This is a genomic window from Nonomuraea sp. NPDC049784 (assembly GCF_040659615.1).
In the GTDB taxonomy this organism is placed as follows: Bacteria; Actinomycetota; Actinomycetes; order Streptosporangiales; family Streptosporangiaceae; genus Nonomuraea.
Genome location: NZ_JBFAMX010000171.1, coordinates 1 through 18,863 on the forward strand (window position 1 = coordinate 1; position 18,863 = coordinate 18,863).

16 protein-coding genes are annotated in these 18,863 nt (G+C 69.8%); 4 read left to right on the forward strand and 12 right to left on the reverse strand.

Annotated elements, in window-relative coordinates:
* Positions 1-274 (forward strand): dihydrodipicolinate reductase C-terminal domain-containing protein (locus AB0J09_RS29680; protein WP_360698196.1); only part of this gene is annotated, 274 nt, incomplete at its 5' end.
* Positions 275-429: 155 nt separating this feature from the next.
* Positions 430-903 (forward strand): GNAT family N-acetyltransferase, encoded by a 474-nt coding sequence (locus tag AB0J09_RS29685; protein ID WP_360698198.1) that lies wholly within the window; start codon positions 430-432, stop codon positions 901-903.
* Here AB0J09_RS29685 and AB0J09_RS29690 read toward each other — a convergent pair.
* The gene (locus AB0J09_RS29690; protein ID WP_360698200.1) at positions 900-1,685 is read right to left on the reverse strand and encodes an AAC(3) family N-acetyltransferase; all 786 of its coding nucleotides are present in this window, start codon (positions 1,683-1,685) and stop codon (positions 900-902) included. The genes AB0J09_RS29685 and AB0J09_RS29690 overlap by 4 nt on opposite strands.
* 263 nt (positions 1,686-1,948) lie before the next feature.
* On the opposite strand from AB0J09_RS29690, the gene AB0J09_RS29695 reads away from it, so the two are divergent.
* On the forward strand, positions 1,949-3,190 hold the full coding sequence (locus tag AB0J09_RS29695) for an MFS transporter (RefSeq protein ID WP_360698201.1): 1,242 nt from the start codon (positions 1,949-1,951) through the stop codon (positions 3,188-3,190).
* A 12-nt stretch (positions 3,191-3,202) separates the two neighbouring features.
* On the opposite strand, the gene AB0J09_RS29700 is transcribed toward AB0J09_RS29695, so the two are convergent.
* Both AB0J09_RS29700 and AB0J09_RS29705 read right to left on the reverse strand, forming a co-directional pair.
* A complete protein-coding gene (locus AB0J09_RS29700) occupies positions 3,203-5,227 on the reverse strand; it encodes a tetratricopeptide repeat protein (protein ID WP_360698202.1) in 2,025 nt (674 codons plus the stop codon).
* Between the two features lie 166 nt (positions 5,228-5,393).
* Complete coding sequence (locus AB0J09_RS29705) at positions 5,394-5,552, reverse strand: hypothetical protein (RefSeq protein WP_360698204.1); 159 nt, start codon at positions 5,550-5,552, stop codon at positions 5,394-5,396.
* A gap of 200 nt (positions 5,553-5,752) precedes the next feature.
* Here AB0J09_RS29705 and fxsT point away from each other — a divergent pair, with 200 nt between their 5' ends.
* A complete protein-coding gene (gene fxsT, locus AB0J09_RS29710; RefSeq protein WP_360698206.1) occupies positions 5,753-8,272 on the forward strand; it encodes an FxSxx-COOH system tetratricopeptide repeat protein in 2,520 nt (839 codons plus the stop codon).
* Here the strand turns inward: fxsT and AB0J09_RS29715 are convergent.
* From AB0J09_RS29715 to AB0J09_RS29755, 9 genes are all read right to left on the reverse strand, one after another.
* Positions 8,269-9,540, reverse strand: a complete 1,272-nt coding sequence (locus tag AB0J09_RS29715; RefSeq protein ID WP_360698208.1) for an HEXXH motif domain-containing protein — start codon at positions 9,538-9,540, stop codon at positions 8,269-8,271. The two genes, fxsT and AB0J09_RS29715, sit on opposite strands and share 4 nt — an antisense overlap.
* On the reverse strand, positions 9,537-10,769 hold the full coding sequence (locus tag AB0J09_RS29720; RefSeq protein WP_360698210.1) for an FxsB family cyclophane-forming radical SAM/SPASM peptide maturase: 1,233 nt from the start codon (positions 10,767-10,769) through the stop codon (positions 9,537-9,539). The genes AB0J09_RS29715 and AB0J09_RS29720 overlap by 4 nt, the downstream gene beginning before the upstream one ends.
* A gap of 99 nt (positions 10,770-10,868) precedes the next feature.
* Positions 10,869-13,547, reverse strand: coding sequence for a hypothetical protein (locus AB0J09_RS29725; protein WP_360698212.1), 2,679 nt, complete (start codon positions 13,545-13,547; stop codon positions 10,869-10,871).
* Positions 13,540-14,520, reverse strand: coding sequence for a hypothetical protein (locus AB0J09_RS29730; protein WP_360698214.1), 981 nt, complete (start codon positions 14,518-14,520; stop codon positions 13,540-13,542). Before AB0J09_RS29730 ends, AB0J09_RS29725 begins: the two co-directional genes overlap by 8 nt.
* A 1-nt stretch (position 14,521) precedes the next feature.
* The gene (locus AB0J09_RS29735) at positions 14,522-15,772 is read right to left on the reverse strand and encodes a P-loop NTPase fold protein (RefSeq protein WP_360698216.1); all 1,251 of its coding nucleotides are present in this window, start codon (positions 15,770-15,772) and stop codon (positions 14,522-14,524) included.
* A gap of 75 nt (positions 15,773-15,847) precedes the next feature.
* Positions 15,848-16,855 (reverse strand): adenosine deaminase, encoded by a 1,008-nt coding sequence (locus AB0J09_RS29740; RefSeq protein WP_360698217.1) that lies wholly within the window; start codon positions 16,853-16,855, stop codon positions 15,848-15,850.
* Positions 16,856-16,865: 10 nt separating this feature from the next.
* The gene (locus tag AB0J09_RS29745; protein WP_360698219.1) at positions 16,866-17,741 is read right to left on the reverse strand and encodes a 1,4-dihydroxy-2-naphthoate polyprenyltransferase; all 876 of its coding nucleotides are present in this window, start codon (positions 17,739-17,741) and stop codon (positions 16,866-16,868) included.
* 9 nt (positions 17,742-17,750) lie between these two features.
* Positions 17,751-18,359: a GNAT family N-acetyltransferase gene (locus AB0J09_RS29750; RefSeq protein ID WP_360698221.1), complete on the reverse strand. Its 609-nt coding sequence runs from the start codon at positions 18,357-18,359 to the stop codon at positions 17,751-17,753.
* A 163-nt stretch (positions 18,360-18,522) separates the two neighbouring features.
* On the reverse strand, positions 18,523-18,863 hold a 341-nt coding region (locus AB0J09_RS29755), incomplete at its 5' end, for an aminotransferase class I/II-fold pyridoxal phosphate-dependent enzyme (protein WP_360698223.1).

An 18,863-nucleotide genomic window follows, 5' to 3' on the forward strand; every position in this document is an offset into this window, starting at 1 on the left:
CAAGGCAGGGCTCGGGCAGATGCCCGACGCCACGAGCACCGCGCTCGACGGCGCCCGCGGGGCCGACGTCGGGGGCGTGCACGTGCACGCGGTGCGGCTGTCCGGGCTGATCGCGCACCAGGAGGTGCTGCTGGGCGGCGACGGCGAGATCCTCACGATCCGGCACGACACGATGAGCAGGTCGGCGTTCACACCGGGCGTGCTGCTCGGGGTGCGCCGCGTGCGCGAACTGCCCGGCCTCACCGTGGGCCTGGAGCCGCTCCTCGACCTCTGAGGCGGCTTCCGCGGCTGGCCGCACACGACGTGCCCACCACCGGATGGTCGTGGGCACGCCATGAGGAGGGGGTCTCGGCTCCGCACAGCCGAGCCTATGAGCACAAACACTAATACGAGCGGTGAGATCCGCCTGAAACATGAGATCGTGTCGGCATGGTGCGATGGGCCGAGGCGGGGGAGCTGGCCGGGCTGGTGGCTGTGGAGCTGGCGGCGGACGGGCTTTTCGAGCAGGTGGGCATCGTGTTCCCGTCCGGCACGACCATGATCGAAGAGGTGGACGATCCCGGGGCCGTCCTGGTGGAGGGGACGCCTCCGGCGGGGTTCGCGCTGGTCGGGTGGGTGGACGGCAACCTGCACCTGGAGCAGCTGGCCGTGCATCCGCGGAGCACGCGCCAGGGCATCGGCGGCCGGCTGGTGACGGCGGTCGTCGACCACGCGCGGGCCGCCGGGGCACCTGCCGTGACGCTGACGACGTACCGTGACGTGCCCTGGAACGCGCCGTGGTACGCGCGGCACGGCTTCTCGGTGATGCCCGAGGAGGAGTGGGGGCCGGAGTTGCGTGCGGTGGTGGAGCACGAGCGCGAGCTGGGGATCGAGGTCGCGCCCCGCGTGGTGATGCGCCGCTAGCTCCGGCGGTGGGCGGCGAACCAGTCGACGGCGTAGTCCACGCCGGCGATCAGCGGGAACAGGCGGGCCTCTGCGGCGCCGACCAGTCCGCGCCGCACGGCGCCGGTCCCGTCGAAGTCCGCGCCCAGGGCCTCGAAGTCGCTCATGTCCACGTCCACGTCCACGAACTCGCACCATTCGGGCCCCTGCCCGTCGTCGACCACGGCGCGGAAGCTGCGCCGGGGCGGGGCGCTGGTGTAGCGGTATTCGGCCAGGTGGAAGGCGGTGCACTTGTCATAGCCGACGCCGAGCAGCAGGACCAGGGCTCCGGCGTCGTAGAGCCGGGCGAGCGGGGAGCGCTCGCCCAGCAGGCAGTCGCGAGCGTGCCCGTCGGTGATCGCCGCCGCCCGGGATCCGATGGCGGCGAAGGACGTCTGCGGATGGGCGCTGCGGCGGGCGCCGGGCAGGGTGCGTACGCATTCGGCGATCCGGCCCATCGAGGTGGACGGGGTGGATCGGGGATCGTAGGCCGGCATCGCGGAGCGGTAACGAGCGATCTCCTCCGGGCTCATCCCCGCGACGGCGCTGCGGTAGTGCGGCGAGGTGTCGGAGTTGGCCGAGGTGCCGCTGGGGACGACGAGAGTGCCGTCGCCGCCGAGCAGCTCGCGGAGCACCGCGACCACCGTGCCGGGGCCGCCTTTGACGTGACCGATGCGGCTGAGCGCGGAATGCACGAGCAGGACCTGCCCGGATCCGATCCCGAGGGCGGCGAGGTCGCGCGCCAACCGGGCATTGTCGATCATAAGGTCTGAAGTCACCATCTGAGCGGCCATTACTCCTGATTATGCGATAGTTACCATAAACAGTGCAATGTGGTCGGTAAATGTACGGAATTTGGCGAGCCGGAATGGCTCCCACCTGCACGTTACCTGGCTATACTTCAACGGGTTGCAGCGCCAATATGTTGTCAACGTTTTCCCGTCCATCCCGTTGTGAGCAGTATGTCGCTGTTCCCACGCGTATTGATGACGCAGAGGCCATGCGGCCCAAGGGAAGCGGCGGGGGCGTGAAAGGAACTGACGCGGCGCGGCGCGGTTCGCCGCCTCGTTGGACGGCGGATTTCGTCCGAGTCTGGGCCGGATCGGCCATCTCCACGATCGGCACCCGCACCCTCGGCGTGGTCTATCCGCTCCTGGCCCTGGCGGTGACGGGGTCACCCGCCGCGGCGGGCTGGACCGGGTTCGCCCTGACGCTCCCGATCCTGATCCTCTATGTTCCTGGCGGGGTCCTGGTCGACCGGATACCGCCGCGTTCAATCGTGCTCTTCGCCGAGTCCGTGCGCGGGCTGACCGTGGCGAGCGTGTGCGTGGCCCTGTTCTTCGGTGAGGTGTGGCTGCCGCATGTGATCCTGGCCGCGCTCGTCGAGGGCGCGATGTGGGTGCTCTACATGCTGGCGGAGATGTCATTGGTGCCGTCCCTGGTGGGGCGGACAGAGCTGCGGTACGCGCTGGCCAGGACCGAGAGCGCCAGCCATCTGGCCTCGCTCGCGGGCAAGCCGCTCGGCGGCTACCTGTTCGGGCTGGCATATCTGATGCCGTTCGCGGTCAACGCCGTGCTCTTCACCGTGTCGTTCGTCCTGTTCTTCGGGATGCGCACGGGCCCCAACCGGCGGCCGGCGCGTCCGCCGCTGCAACGCGACCTGCTGGCCGGATTCCGGGCACTCAAATATCAGCCGTTTCTTCGTGCCTCGGTCGCGCTCATCGCCATCACCAACTTGATGGTGAACGCGATGATCATGATTTTCGTGGCCGGTTCCAGCGGCCTCACGTCGTTGACCGTCGGGCTCGTGCTGGCGTCCGCCGGAGTGGGGGGAGCCGTCGGGGCGGCCATGACCCCCTACCTCAGGCGGCCGATGCGGTCCATCCTGCTCGTTCACATGTGGGTCTGGGTCGCGGCGCTGTCCACTGCCGCGCTCGGCGCGACGCTGGAGATCCGGCCGGTCTTCTTCGCCGTCGCGCTGTTCATCACCGGCTTCGGCGGTGCGGTGAGCAACGTGTGCATCAGGGCCATCGAGGTGGAGTGCATCCCTCCCAAGACGCTGGCCCGCGTGGTCGGCGTCTCCCGGCTGACGTCCCACGGCGCCATCTGCCTCGCGGCGCCTCTGGGCGGCTTCCTGGTGACCTGGTTCGGCGTGGCGGGCGGCTCGTTCGTGCTGCTCCTCGCGATGCTCTGTGTGGCGGTGCCGGCCACCCGCATGCGGGCGCTCCGCGACAACCTGGTCCCGGTCTCGCCCGCGAGCGCCGCCTGACGGTCGCGGCATTCACCCGACGCGGGCCAGCCGCCGGGCGTCCCCGGCCATGTGCTCGGGTAGCGCGGGGGCCGAGGCCGCGATGGCCTGCTGGGCCAGCGCCGTGGCCGAGGAGGTCTTGCCCGCCAGCTCCTCCACGCGCGCCGCGTACAGCAGCACCGGCCCGTGGTCCACGGCCTCGGCCAGGGCCTCCACCATCTCCTGCTGGGCCTCCTGCATGCTGTCGGTCTGCGCGAGCGCGAGCGCGTGCGCGACCTTGGCCAACGGCCAGCGCAGGGGCCCGGCCCGGTCGAGATCGCGCAGCGCGGCGTGCGGCCGTCCCATGCCGGCCAGGATCTGGCCGCGGCCGAGCAGGGCGTCGGTGTTGTTGCCCTCCCTGTCGAGTACGCCGTTGAGCACGCCCACAGCCGCGTCCGGATGCCCGCCTTGCCACAGCGCCCAGGCCAGCTCCGTCTGGATCGTCAGATCCGCCGGTACGCGAATCATCGCGGCGTGCAACTCGCGCACGGCCGCGGCGGGCGAGCCCTGCGCCAGTCGCAGCCTCCCGATCGCCGTGAGCAGGGGCCCGACGGCGGACGCCGTCCCGGCGGTCTCGAAGCTCTGGGCGGCCGTGCCGTAGTGGGCGATGGCCTTCTCCAGGTCCCCGTACTGATGGGCGACGTTGCCGAGCAGCGACTCGATCTGCGCGCGCAGCGCGAGGTCATGCTCCTGTGCCCGGGCCAGCGCCTCCTGGCCGAGCTTGGCCGCCAGGAAGAGATCGCCCTCGCGCAGCGCGCCCTCCGCCTCGCGGAGGCAGTCCTCGGAGCACAGCTCGACGGGGACGACCTCCACGCTCTGGTCGTCCTGCCTGACCGGTTGGAGCAGCCGGTCGTACGCCAGCTCGTACGAGCTCTCGCCCAGGTGCTGGTCGGCGCGGAGGAGGCGGCGCTTCACCAGCAGGGCGATCACGGTCTTGCCGACCCCCGCCGACCTGATCGAGCCCTGCCGGACGGCCTGCGGCCCGCCCCCTGCCCGGCCGGGGAAGGTCAGCCGCAGCCAGGTTGTCAGCCTGCGAGCGTCACCGTTGAACCGTTCGGCGGCGATCCCATGGATCTCCCTGGCGTAGTGCTCGGACAGCGCCCTGTCGGCGTACCTGAGCACGTCGCTCTTCCTGATCTCGGTGGTCTCCGGGGGCAGGGATCTCCACAGCGACTCGCAGACCACCTGCAGCTGGACCGGCTCCACGGCCTGGCCCTCATGCCGGCCGCCCGACCGCGTCCTGATCGCGATGAGGTCCCCCACCACCTGCTCGGCCGCGCCCTCGGCGAACGCGCACCCCGTGCCCTCGACCGGCCTGGTGACCGCTTCCAGCGCGCCGTCCAGGCTCAGCGCCTCCAGAGCGTAGCGCTCCGGGCTCGATTCGCCACGCTCGCATTCGTCCAGGGCGTCGGCTAACTCGCGTTCGTACTTCAGGAGGTCGGGGAGCCGGTCCGCGCGGATCGACAGCAGCAGGCGGAGGCGGGAGTCGTCGCGGAGCGCCTCGGCGAGCTGGCCGAAGAACCAGCGCCGGTACGGCTGATGCCCCTGCCCGCCGGTGAAGAGCTCCTCGACCTGGTCGATGGCCATCAGGATGGGCGTCGGCTCGCCGAAGGCGTCGCGCTTGACCGGCCGGGACCGGAGGAAAGCCGCAATCGTCATGCCCACCAGCCGGGTGGGCGGCGCCATCGGCGCCCACGACATCAGCAGCGCGAGAACGTACGGATTGTGGGGAGGCAGCGCGGCCCGCGGAAAGGACGACCCGTAGGACACCCGGCCGAGCGGGAGGACGTCGACCGCGCCCGGGCTGAACAGCGGCAGGACGCCCGCCTGGAGCAGCGAGGTCTTCCCGATCCCTGAGGCGCCGTACAGGACGGTCAGCCGCTGCTCGCGCCACAGCTTGCGCACCTCGTGGGATTCGGCCCCACGGCCGAAGAATCGGTGGCGGTCTTCAGCGCGAAAAGCGCGCGAGCCTTTGTACGGTCCCGGCGCCGCCTGCGCACCCATGCCGGAAGTCGTCATGGCGATCCCCTCCGCAGCCGCGTTTCATCGCACATTTCCTGCGTGACGGTCAAGGAGATCGATATCCTTGCACGTCCGGCGCGGCCGGCACACCCACCCGCGGAGATGAATTGTTGTCCGGGCGCGCCCGGTTTCAGGCTCGCTGGTGGTATATGCGGAGTATGTCTTAAATGGAGCTCTGGAAGCGTGCCATTTGCTCCTTGTCGTCGGTCAGGCATGAGGTCAGCACTTCCCGGAGCGCGGCGCTGTCCATCTCGTGGAGACTGCGCAGGGAAACGGCTGTCACGTCGATCAGCTTGCCCGAACCATACTGCCCGTCACGCATGTGCACTCCGTCCTTTTCGGTCACCCGAATGTCGGGTGACATGTGGGCGCTTATGAGCGTGCGCACAGGTCCTGCCCGACCGGGTCGAGCAAGATTTTTTTTATGTGTATTTATTCTGTGATAAACCGTCCGACTAATCAACCTTTACGATGGGGCCATACGGATATCGAACCTGTTCGGACGCTGAGCGGAGGATTGACGTGTCGGAAAACTCGCACTCCATGGCGGCGCACGGGCCCAAGGTCTTTGAACGGGTCCCGAAGCGTAATCCGAACTTCACCGGCCGCACGGACCTCCTGCTCGCGCTGAGGAAGAGCATCAGCCCTGTGACCGCCGTGGTGGCGCAGCCCATGGCGCTGCAGGGCCTCGGCGGTGTGGGCAAGACGCAGCTCGCCGTCGAGTACGCCTGGCAGTACCGCACCCATTACGACCTGGTCTGGTGGGTCTCGGCCGACCAGCCCATGCTCGTGCCGTCGTCCCTGGCCGCGATGACCACCGCGCTCGGCCTGCCGCCCGCCACCAGCACCGGGGTGGAGCAGGCGGCGCAGTCGGTGCTGCGCGCGTTGCAGAGCGGGGAGCCCTACCGCAGCTGGCTGGTGATCTTCGACAACGCCGAGGAACCCGAGCTGATCAAGGAATACCTCCCCAGAGGGCCGGGCCATGTCATCATCACCTCACGCAACTCGCGCTGGAGCGACCACGAGGACACGATCGCGGTGGACGTGTTCAAACGCGAGGAGAGCATGGCGTTCCTGCTCAAGCGCCTGGCCGGTGCGGTGACCGAGTCCGAGGCCAACCTGGTCGCCGAGGTGCTCGGCGACCTCCCGCTCGCGCTGGAGCAGGCCGCCGCCCTGCTGTCGCGCACGCTGATGTCGGTCGACGAGTACGTCGGCCTGGTGAAGAAGCGGACGGGCGACGTGCTCAGCCTGGAGAAGTCGCCGACCTACCCGCAGTCCATGACGGCGGCCTGGCAGGTGTCGGTCTCGCAGCTCGAAGACCGCGTACCTGAGGCGGTCGAGCTGCTGCGCTGCTGTGCGTTCTTCGGCCCCGAGCCCATCCCGCGGGACGTCTTCCGCCGGGGAAACCAGGCGGTGGGCCCCCGGCTGGGCAAGATCCTTTCCGACACGATCATCCTCACCAACGCGCTGAGCAATCTCGAGCGCCTCGCCCTGGTCAAGGTGGAGCCGTCCACCCGCACCCTCCAGGTCCACCGGCTCAACCAGGCGCTGCTCCGCGACGAGACCAGCCCGGAGGATCGCGAGGAACTGCGCCACGAAGTGCACCTGCTACTGGCGGGCTCCGCGCCGAGCGACCCCGACGACACGGCCAAGTGGCCCCAGTTCGAAGAGCTGGCCGCCCACCTGGAGCCTTCCGGACTCATCGACTGCACGCTGCCGTCTGTACGCGGGTTCGCCCTCGACCTCGTGCGCTACCTGTACGTGCGCGGCAGTTACAGACAGGCGGAGTCGCTGCTGAACCAGTACATCGTGCAGTGGACTGAGGCCAGTGGCGCCCGGCATGTCGACGTGCTGGTCGCCCGCATCCACCTGGGCATCGTCTACCTGGGCCTGACCTCCTACACCAGGGCCTACGAGATCATGTCAGAGACCTTGCAGGTGATGATCGAGGAACTCGGCCCCGAGCGTCCGGAAACGCTGTGGGCGAAGAACAGCTACGCGGGAGCGCTCCGTGGTCGCGGTGAGTTCTTCCAGGCACGGCAGAACGACCAGGAGCTGCTCGAGGCATACGAGCGGGTGACCGGTCCCCGAGCCACCGACACCCTGCGAGCCCGTAACAACCTGGCGATCGACTACGCGTTGACGAGCGACTATGACAGAGCCGGGAAGCTGCTCCAGGAGGTCTACCTTCAAAGAAGCAGCGCGGAAGGCATCGGGCGCCGCGTTCTGCTCTCCACATGGAGCAACCTGAGCCGGGCCGTGCGGCTGAGCGGTCAGTTCCAGGTCGCCACCGACATGGCCGAGGAGGCGTACCAGTACGGCGTGGCGCAGCTCGGCGATGACCATCCCATCACCCTGCTGGCGGCCAAGGACTTCGCGATCTCCATGCGCCGGAGCGGGCGGCTGCCCGAGGCCCTCGTGCTCATGCGGGACACCCACACCCGCCTGGAGCGGTTGTACGGAGACGGACACGCCGACACGATGGCTGCGGCCGTCGGCCTGTCCAACGCGCTGCGGGCCAACGGCGACCTCGGAGAGGCGCTGGAGATGGTGGAGCGTGGGCTCGGCCACTATCCCGAGGTGTTCGGCGCCGATCACCCGTTCACCCACGCGGGCAACATCAACTTGGCGCTGCTCACGCGCCTGAACGGCAACCCAGCCAAGGCTCGCCAGATCAGCGAACGGGCCCTGGCCGGTCTCACCGAGCGGCTCGGCCGCGACCACGACTACACCGTCAGCTGCGCCATCAACCTGCAGAACGACCTGGCCACGCTCGGCCTGCACGACGAGGCCCGCCGTCTGGGCGAGGAGAACCACCGGCGGATCCAGGCGGCCTTCGACCCCGACCACTACCTCAGCCTCGTGTGCGCCGCCAACCTGACCCTCGACCTGCGGGCCGCCGGCGCGGAGAAGGAGGCTGAGCAGCTGCTGACGGACACGACGCGACGGCTGGACGCGGTCCTCGGGCGCGACCACCCAGAGACCCTCTCGGTGCTCGCCGGCGAGCGGCTCCACAGCGACTTCGACCCGCCGCCGATCTAAACCTGAGTGTTCGCCCTGACCCAGGCCTTCCTGTGGTGCTCGGACTTCAGGCGGGCCTGGGCGGCGGCGGCAGGCGTCACCGGCTCTGCCCGCCAGCGGCCCAGCGTGTCGCGCAGCGCGGACACGAAGTGGGTGCCTGCCTCGGTCAGCCCGTCGCTGTCCAGGAGCGTCCCGGTCGCCTGGTACGCGGCCTCACGCCAGCGGGCGAACTCGACCTGGGCCTGCGGGCCGTGCTCGGCGTCCTCGGTGTGCCGCCGCCAGAACCCGGCCACCCCCGCGTGCGCGTACGCGCCGTGCAGCAGGCTGAAGAGCGGGCGCGGGTCCGGGCGCCAGGGCGCGTAGAAGCGGCGCCCGTCGTCGGGCAGGGTCAGCTCCGCCACCGCGCTGAGCGCGTCCAGCTTGGCGTGCTGGAGCTCGTGGGCAAGGGTCAGCGCCATGCCGATGCCGTCGATCGGGTCGGACAGCGCGATCGTGCCGAACGTGACCCGCGCGGAGGCGCTGTACTGGTCGGTCGAGCGGGCGACCACGGGTGTGAGCACCGAGACCGCGGCGGCCACCTCGTCCGCCACCGTCCGGTGGCGTGACCGCAGGATCTCCCACGCCTCGCGCAGGCAGGAGGCCCACCTGAGCCGCTGCTCGCCGGTCAGCCGCCCGTCGGCGTCGTCTCCAGGCCAGCGGTACGGGTCCAGGTCGTCGATGGTCATGGTCACGCCGGGCGCGACGGCGACGCGGTGGAGGACCTGCCAGCCTGGCCGGTCGCCCGACAAGTCCACCAGGTACGTACGGCCGCCGACCTGCAGCTCGGCCCCGCCCGCCACGGGCTCGACCGAGACCTCGGCCACCTCCGGCAGGTCGCCGGGCAGGCTCAGCAGGCCCACCGAGGGCAGCATGAGCGAGTCGCCGACCGGCACGTCCAGGCGGCAGGCGGTACGCGTGCGCACGGCCGCGGCCAGTGCGACCGCCGCCAGCCGTCCGGGCTCCGCGCGGCCCCGGCACGTGCTCAGCGCCCACGCGCCCAGCGCGGGGTGGCGCAGGAGGCGGCCGACCTCCTCGGGTGCGTCCGCCTCCATCTCCGACAGCGCCTCGTAGGCGCGTGCCACGAGGGCGGCGTGCCGGTGTGTCCCGGCCTCGGCCGCGATCAGCGGCACCAGCAGGCGGTGCTTGCTCTCCTGCGCGGCGCACAGCTCGGCCACGGCCTGCGCGCCGCCCCCGCTGGTGGCCAGCGCGGAGAACGACGTGCTCGAGATCTGGTGCGGAGACGGGCTCATCCCGCTCCCCGCAGCCGCGCCACGTCGCGCGCGCACCGCGCGCCGATGTACGAGATCAGCCGGTACAGGTCGGAGCAGTAGACCGAGCGCTCGGCGAAGCCGGCGCCGGGGCTGTAACGGTGGGCGTAGAGGCCACCGCCGCAGATGGACACGAGGTCGCAGCGGCGGCAATCGGGGGAGAGCGCCGGCTCGCCGATCTGCCGCGCGACGATCGACGGATGCCGCAGCGCCTTGTCCAGCGGGTCCCGGAGGATGTGCAGCCGGGTCTCGGGCGCGCCCTGGTAGGCGCTCTTCAGGATGTCCGACTGCTCGATGCTGCCGTCCGTCTCGATCACGATCATGCGTATCGGCGACAGCCCGACGGCCTCCGCTCGGGAGTGGCCGCCCATCAGCAGGCGCATGATCTCGCGGAACAACCGGACCTCGGTCTGCAGGACCGGGCTGTCATACCAGCGATCGAAGATCGTGATCAGCCAGTCGGCGTACGGCGTCTCGGGGGAGCCCGGCACGCGGAAGGGAGGCGGCGTCGCCCAGTTGCCGTGCGGGAGGAGGAAATCGATTGCGGGCGGGTCGTACTCCAGCAGCGCCTCATACGTCCGCAGCGGATCGTTACGCACGTCCACCGTGCACAGGATCCCGCTGAACAGGTGGTGGTACGGCCCTGCGGTCAGCCGCCGCAGCGACTCGCTGACCAGGGCGTGGCTGCCGCGTCCGTTGGCGAAGCGGCGGTGCCGATCGTGGCCCTCCGCGTAGCCGTCCATGCTCACCCCGACGCGGATCTCCAGCGACTCGAACAGCCGCAAATACTCCTCGTCGAGCCGGACCGCGTTGGTCTGGATGTTGACGTTGACCCGGGTGCCGGTGGTGACCGCGCCCCTGATGCCGCGTACCAGCCGGGAGATGAGCTCGGGCCCCGCGAGCAGCGGCTCGCCGCCGTGCAGGACGATGTCGATCTCCGGCAGGTCGTGCCGGGTGGCGTGCTCCGCGATCCGCTCGATCGCTCGCTCGGCGATGGCGTCGGACATCCTGCGGGGCTGGTCGCGCCAGCTCTGGTCCGCCATCTCGTACACGTAGCAGTGGCGGCAGGCGAGATCGCAGCGGCTGTGAATCTTCAGTATGTACTGCTGGAACGCCAGCGGTTTCCAGCCGCCGGCCAGCAGCGCCTCGACGTCGAGTAATTCGGGGAATCCCCCGGTGAGCAGCGGCTGCGAATCAGGGCTTCCTAACAAGGGCTACCCCTTTATGCGTCGTGCGCCCCAACCTGGGCTCGATCGAGCGGGAAACGGCGCTGGCCCCCGGTCCCTATGTCTCACGACTTCGAGGGCTAGTCAAGATTTATGGCTGTTAGAGCGAATTTCCTCTTGGTAATACAGCAATTCCTCGAAAAATAGGTATAGATCATCTATTTTCGTGATCAGTGGGAGCCAGTCGTATGTGCCGAGCCCGTCGCGTTCCAGCGGGGACAGCAGATGCGCGGTGGCCCTGAGCGCGTTCGGCGGGATCTCGATCGGCGCGGTCTGGGCCACGCTGCCGCGGAAGGCCCGCGCGAGCGGGTGCTGCGGCCCGCGCACGCCGAGCGCCTCCAGCGCGAGGTCGGCGGGTTGCTGCGTGACCGCGCCGTCGGCCAGGTCGAGCGCGTCCGGGTTGGCGAGCGCGACGAGCACGCGCAGTTCGGGCTGCAGGTCGCGGAGCACGCGCGGCGGCCGGTCCGGCTCGGCGCGCCGCTGCCTGCGCGCCAGCAGCAGCAGGACCTCGGGAACGCCCTCGCGCCGCCCGCGCAGCACCTCGGGCACGCAGTCCGCGGGAGGGCGGGCGGAGGCGGCCAGGCGGCGCCCCATGGCCTGCCTGACCAGGGGCAGCGACTCCCGCAGCAGGGCCTCCGCCAGCTGGGGATACGCCTCGTCCGGGTCGGTCTTGAGCGCGTAGGCGTAGCGCCTGAGCGGGTCGACGGAGCGCGCGTCCGGCCTCGTCTCCCGGGCGAGCCGGTCGAGGTCGCGCTCGGACTGCAGGATCGCCTTCGGGTGGCTCACTCTGGCCGCGGCCAGCCTCCTCTCGGTGAGCACAGCGCCGCCCGCCCCGACGAGCGCCCCGGCCACCAGCGCCGAGCTCAACGGGATCGAGTTGAGCGAGGCGGTCGCCAGGGCGATGGCGATCAGCACCACCGCCGCGCCGATGGACACGGCCAGCCAGCCGAGCAGCGTCTCCCGCTGGTTGACGACGTCGGTGCGGCTCCTGCGGAACTCCGCCCAGTCCGCCGCGGCACGCTCGGTCCTGACCTGGGAGATGCGTTCCACCAGGTCCGCGCGCCGGGCGGGCCAGCCGGGACGTGGTTTGCGCTGGTCGTGTTCGAGCCGCTCGGCCAGGTTGGCGAGCTCGCGGCGCAGCGCCGCCGCCTCACCGAGCCGCTCGACGGCGAGTTCCTCCAGGCGTGCCCGCGTCAGGTCGAGTTCGTCCGGCTGGCCGGCTCGTACGGGCATGGAGACGATCCGCTCGACGAGCCCGTGCAGCTCCCGGGTGAAGCCGGTGGAGCCGTCGGCCACCAGCACCGTGGGCAGCGCGCCACGCAGCGCGTCCAGCACCGGCGGGCTGACGTATCCCGTGACGAGCAGCGCCGTGAAGGCCGAGCGGGCGGCGGAGCCGACGAGTTCGGTCGCGTTGAGCGCCTCGTCGTCGAAGAACACCGCCTCGGACAGCTTGATCACCGCTCGCGGCTCGTGCCGGTCGGGCAGCTGGAACGACATGATCCGGCCGTTCTCCTCGACCCGCTCGGCGGCGAGCCCGCCCGCGCGTAGCTCGTTCTCGACGAGCATCGCCAGGCGGGCGAGGCTGGGGGAACGACTGTGGCGCGACGAGGCGCCTGAGACCACCGCCGCGTCGATCGGCGACGAGCGCGGCGCCGCGGCCTCGAAGCTCGACCAGGCGAGCTGCAGCAGCAGGCGGATGTTGCCGCCGCTGTGACGCAGCAGCTCCAGCAGGCCCTTCTCGGTGAACGGCCAGATGCCGTCGGAGTGCGCCTTGAGAGCGGCGCCGATGTACACCGCCAGCACCTGCCGCGCCTCGTCCGGCGTGAGCGGCAGCATGTGGCAGGCACCGGCGTCGAGCCGCTGGCGCAGGTCCTGCGGCATGCAGTCCCATCCGCTCTCGCTGGTCACCAGCAGGAGCAGTCCGGAGGCCCCCGGGATCGTCTCGACCAGGCCCTGCAGGAGGCCGATGTTCGCGGGCACCGGCTCGCCGTCCTCCAGCAGGAACTTCTCGCACTGGTCGAGCACCACCACGAACGGCCGCCCGCCTCTGGTCACCAGCGTGGTCAGCAGCTGCAGGCCGTAGCGGCAGGTCAGGGGATCGTCGATCTGGCCGCCGACCCCGATCGCGGCCGCGGCGTCGGGGCTGATCGGCCGGCCGCACAGCCAGTCGTAGGCGGCCTCGGAGTAGCCGGGCCTGATCAGATACGACAGCGCCCGCTGGAACCGCGGCGCGTCCCCCGCAACGGCGGCGATCTCCTTGGCCTGCTCCTCCAGCACTTCCCCGGACTCGACCTGGTCGGCGCCGAGCAGCTCCACCGGTTCGCCCTCGGCGGGGACCCTGTCGCCGACCGCTCTGGCGGTCAGGTCGCCCTCGATCGTGTCCAGGTAGCTCAGGCTCAGGTCGGCGAGCAGCGTCTGCGGCAGCTGGGAGGCCAGGCGGCGGTAGGCGGCGACGAAGTCGTCCTCGGCGAAGCGCAGGTAGACCTGGACCGCCTCGGGGTTCTCGCCGTGGACGAAGGCCATCATGTGGCGGGCGGCATGTGTCTTGCCGATGCCGTGGGCGCCGTACAGGCAGCTGAGCCCGCCGTCGCGAGGGAAGCCCTCGAGGTACACCCTGGCCCCCCGCAGGGCTCCGCGCACACCCGGGAGGATCGCGGTGGGGGTGTGGCGCGACCACTCGCTCAGGAAGCCGGGGAGGGAGGTCTCCTCCGCGCTGGAGGTGCCTCGGGCCGGGAAGGGGTTGCGCCGGGGGTAGTCAGCCATGGATGCCTCCAAGCCCGTTCCATCTCTCGCCCTGCCAGATCCTGAGCCGCAGCCAGCTCTCGGGCATGTGCAGGTCGGCCGTCGGCCACGGGTCGTCCTTCTCGTACTCTCTGAGTCGGAACTCGAGCAGCAGCTCCAGGCGCCGCATGGCCTGGCCCACGGTGTACGTGCGGCCGCTCAGGGCGTCCCTGAGCCCATCCTCGTGAAAGGGAGGAGGCGGCCGGCCGTTCCACCGGCGGCTGGCCAGCTCGGAGATCTGCTCCGGCGTCAGGGCGCCCAGGTCCACGATGTGCCCCCGTGTGGCGAACCGCTCCCGGTCGGCCATGGTCAGCTGGGGGGTGTTCGCGTGGTCGTAGGCGTCCACGACGAAGACGACGACCGTGCTCGTGCTCTCGAACACCTTGGTGGCCAGCCAGATCAGCTTCTTGGTCGGCACGCCCTCGTACCGGACGCCGAAGCCGGCGTTCGCGGCGGCGAAAGTGGCGCCGGCGAACCCGGCGATCTCCTGCAGGTCGTACTCGTTCATGGGGTCCGTGCTGCTGCGCCGGCTGAGCTCGGTGAAGCTGGCGCGGAGCTCGTCAGGGATCTTGATCGCGCACTCGTTCATCTTGTTGCGCAGGTCGAGGAGCGTTGAGCACATCTGCGCGTACGCGTCGTGCGTCATGTCCTCGGGCTCGGCGTAGTGGGTCGCGAACGTGTAGCCGGGCTTCTCGCAGGCGTCCCTGTAGAGGCGCATCACGTGGTTGGCCAGCGAGGTCCGGCCGCTCTTGCCCACCCCGGTGATCAGGAAGAAGGCGGGCCGCTTCCTGGCGACCGCCCGCTCGACGGCCTCTTCGATCGCCCGCAGGCGGATGCCGGCCAGCTCGAGCAACATCTCGCGATCGGAGTCACAGGCGACGGCGTCCAGGGGCTTGACGGCGTAGGGATTGGCTCGCAGGCCGTAGAGCTCGTAGCGGGCGTCGGCGGGGTGCATCTCACCCGCCGATCATGGTCAGGTAGTCGGGCAGCTCGGCGGCGGCCGGCTCGAACGCCGAGCCCGCGAACAGCGGCGCGAGGAAATCGTGCTTGCCCTGGTACGCCTTCGTCAAGCCCTGGATGTCCTCGGCCCGCGCACCGAAGCGCAGCTGGAAGCCCTTGAGCGCGTCGGTCGCCAGCTTGTCCTGGTAGACCAGCTCCAGCGCCACCAGCAGCGCCGGCCGCCGCACCACGTCCATGAACAGCTCGGGGCTCTGCACGCGCAGCACCACCAGGCGCACGACGAGGTCGGGCTGTAACCCGGCCAGGCTCGGCGTGCCCGCGATGATGGCCTCCGTCACCCGCAGCAGGTTGAGCACGCGTTTGATCTTCCGCGGGTTCGGCGCGACGATCCGCTCCAGCGTCGCGACGTGCTTGGCCGCCAGATCGCCCAGGAGCGAGCCGCGAATGAAGTCGCCCACCTCCGCCGATCCGATCGGGTAGAGGTGCAGCGGGAGCTGGATCATCTTGTCGAGGTAGTCGTCGGCGATGACGGCGTGGTCGGGGAAGTCGAACGGCTTGTACTTCACCGACACCCCGCGGTCGACCACGTCCTTGGACAGCGCGATCATCACGAAGACGTTCTTGAGGTCGAGGAAGAGTTTGATCGACTCGAGCACGTCGATGATCTGGTCGGGTTCGCACCTGTCGAGATCGTCAACGAAGAAGATGATTTTTCGGCCTTTTTCGGCCAGGCGGTTGGCCTCTTCTTGCAGGAGCCCGCGCAGGCGGCCGGTCTGGCTGTCGACCTGGCCGCGCATCTCGGCGTACTGCTGGGCGAGCTTGCCGATCTTCTCCACGCTCGCGGAGCCCACGTTGATCCGCTTCAGGAGCTCGTCGGCGGCGAGGTTCAGCATGATGACGCCGAGCCGCTTGACGCTGTCGGCGAAGCGGTGCGCGGGGTCCTGGTCCAGCGCCGTGTGCAGGGCGTTCAGGAGGGGGAGGAGCATCTCGGGCTCGCGGCGGTGCACCCAGGGGTTGAAATGGACACGTACGAACTCCGCGCCGTGCCGGTCGAGCAGCCGCTGGTCGACCATTTGCAGCAGGGTCGATTTCCCGCTTCCCCACGCGCCGAAAACGCCGATGGTGAACGGCGTCTGGGTACGTGGATTGGTAATGACCGAAACGAGCGGGTCGACGTACCGACGGAACTGGAGAAGGTCCCCACGCCAATCCACCGGCGCGTCCGAGAGCATTGCGATATCGGGCATGATTCCCCCTAGTAAGAGGATGCATCGTCCGCATCGCCGAATATCACGGGTTATCGAACTGTGATATCGCCTTCGCTAGCCTCTGGAGGCGAGATAGTTGTCCACCTCGGCCAGGTAGGCGTCCTTGAGATGCCTGGGCAGCCAGGTGATCTCGAAGGCGTTGCGCTCGAGCTGGGCCAGCTCCTCCCGGCTGAGCTGGAGCGCCTCCTGGAGCGCTTCGAGGTTCTCCCCGACGTAGCCGGCGAAATAGGCGGGGTCGTCGGAGTTGATCGTCACTCGCACACCCAGGTCCATCAGCTTGCGGATGCCCTCGGCCTTCATCGAGTCGGTGACGTAGCCGTTGGAGATCGGGCAGCAGGTCAGCCCCATGCCCCGCTCCAGGACCACCCCGACCAGCCGCTGGTCCTCCAGGATGTTGACCCCGTGGTCGATGCGGTTGACCCCGATGTCCTCGACGGCCTGGCGGATGTGCTCGATCGAGTCGTCCTGGTCGACGTCGCAGTGCATCGTCAGGAGGTAGCCCTCCTGCCTGGCGCGCTCATAGACCGCCGCGAACTTGGCCGGAGGGTTGCCCTTCTCGTCGGAGTCGAGCCCCACGCCCGCGATCCACTCCTTGTACGGCAGCGACTCCAGCAGCGTCGCCATCGCGTACTCGGCCTGGAAGTCGCGCAGGAAGCACATGATGAGCTGTGCCCGCACCCCGAGCCGCGCCTCGGCGTCCATCAGCGCCCGCCGCAGGCCCCTGATCACCACGTCGAACGGCACGCCTCGCGAGGTGTGGGCCTGCGGGTCGAAGAAGATCTCGGCGTAGCGGACGTTCTGCTCGGCCGCCTTGCGCAGATAGGCCATGGCCAGGTCGTAGAAGTCGGGCTCGGTGCGCAGCACCTGCATGCCCTCGTAGTAGATCTTGAGGAAGGACGGCAGGTCGTCGAAGTCATAGGCGGCCCGCATCTCCTCGACGGAGGCGTACGGCAGCTCCAGGCCGTTGCGCTCGGCCAGCTCGAGCTTGAGTTCGGGCTCCAGCGTGCCCTCGATGTGCAGATGCAGCTCGCACTTGGGGAGCCCCGCGATGAAGTCCTTCACCCGCCCAAGCCTAGAAGATGATCGCGAGTCCTACCGCGAACAGGAGCCCGTAGGCCATCTGCAGCTTGCCCGTCTGCTGCAGCACCGCGATCAGCGCCGGGCCCACGGCCTTGGCCCGCACGGTCCTGATCGGGGCGATCGACAGCGGGGCGGCGAGCAGCGCGAGCGCGGCCCACGGCGTGACCGGGACCATCCCCAGCGCCACCACGAACGGCACCACCTGGCAGGCCACATAGAGCGTACGAGTGCGCTCCGCCCCCAGCACCACGGCCAGCGTGCGCTTGCCCGCCTGGCCGTCCGTCCCGACGTCCCGCAGGTTGTTGACCACGAGCATCGAGCACGAGAGCAGCCCAACCGGGATCGACGCGAAGAACGCGGGCCAGCTCAGCGACCCCGTCTGCACGTACGCGGTGCCCACCACGGGAACGACGCCGAAGAACACGAACACGGCCAGCTCGCCCAGCCCGCGGTAGCCGTACGGACGCTTGCCGCCCGTGTAGAACCAGCCGGCGGCGATGCACGCGGCGCCCACCAGCAGGATCCACCACGCCCGCGTGACGACGACCAGGACGAGCCCCAGCACCGCCGCGACCGCGAAACAGGTCAGCGCGGCGACCAGCACCTGCCGCGGCGCGGCCACCCGCGAGCCCACCAGCCGCATCGGGCCGACCCGCTGGTCGTCGGTGCCGCGGATGCCATCGCTGTAGTCGTTGGCGTAGTTGACGCCGATCTGCAGCGAAAGTGCTACGAGCAGTGCCAGGATCGCCCGCCACCACACGAATCCGTCCTCGCCGATCGCCACGCCGGTGCCCACCATGACGGGCACGACGGCGTTCGGGAGGGTACGCGGGCGAGCGCCGGCGATCCACTGGCCGGGTGTTGCCATATTCGTCCTCTAGCTGATGTCCGTGGTGAGCCTGACCATCCTGATCGGGCGGCCCATGTCCAGCACACGCTCGGCCATGTCCTCGCCCCAGCCCGCCGACTCCAGGAAGCCGAGCACCGCGTAGTTGTCGGCGAACACCCAGGTGACGATCTGCCGGAAGCCGTCCTCGCGCAGGTAGTCGACGGTGGCGTTGAGCAGCCTGCTGCCGTGGCCCCTTCGTACGAAATCGGGGTCGACCAGCAGTGTCAGCATCTCGGCCGCCACGGTGGGGTCCAGGTCGGGATCCTCGGCGGGAGCGTGTGAGGCCAGCCCCACCACGCGCTCGCCACCCCGGGGGGTGGTCAGGGCGGCGCTGCCGCCCGCGCCGAGGGCGGGGAAGCCCTCAGTGTCGAGGATGGTCTCCACCGCCACCAGGACCCTGTGCCTGGGGGTGGGCGGGGCGACGATCGCCTCGTCCCACTGGCGGAGCCACATCTTCTCGGCTGCCGGGCCTGTCATCTGCTCGAGTGGGCCTTCGGGGAGGAAATCCCGATAGCCGTAGCGCCAGGCGCGGATCTGAGTGTTCGCAACCTGGAGCACATCCTCGCGCCGGGCCGCCCGGACGCCTACGTCTGCCATCTCGGCCCGCTCCTTCGCCTGCCGTCCATGCCACAAGGCACGAGTTACACCGTATCGGTGTTTGGCCCTTGGAGACGACGCGAACCCCTCTTCATCGGCGATCCCACGCAAGACGCGGCGTGTTGTCTATGAGACCTCAGCCGACGTCCGGCGAGTCGCCAGGCTATGAGACCTCAGCCAACGTCTGGGCGAGCCGCCGCACCCCTTCGTGCAGTTCAGCCAGATGGGCGGCGGCCATGTGCGTCACCCGGATCCTGGGGCCCGGCGGTTCGGACGGGTAGTACATCCTGCCGGGGCTCACCAGCACCCCGTTCCGCCTGGCGGTCTCGACCAGCGCGTTCTCGTCGATCTCTGCGGGCAGGCGTACCCACAGGTGCATCCCGCCGATGGGCAGCAGATGCACCTCCGCCTCCGGCATGCGGGCGGCGAGAGCGGTCGCGAGCGCGTCGCGCCTGATCCTGATCTCGCTGTGCACGGCCGTCAGATGCCGCTGCCAGGCCGGCG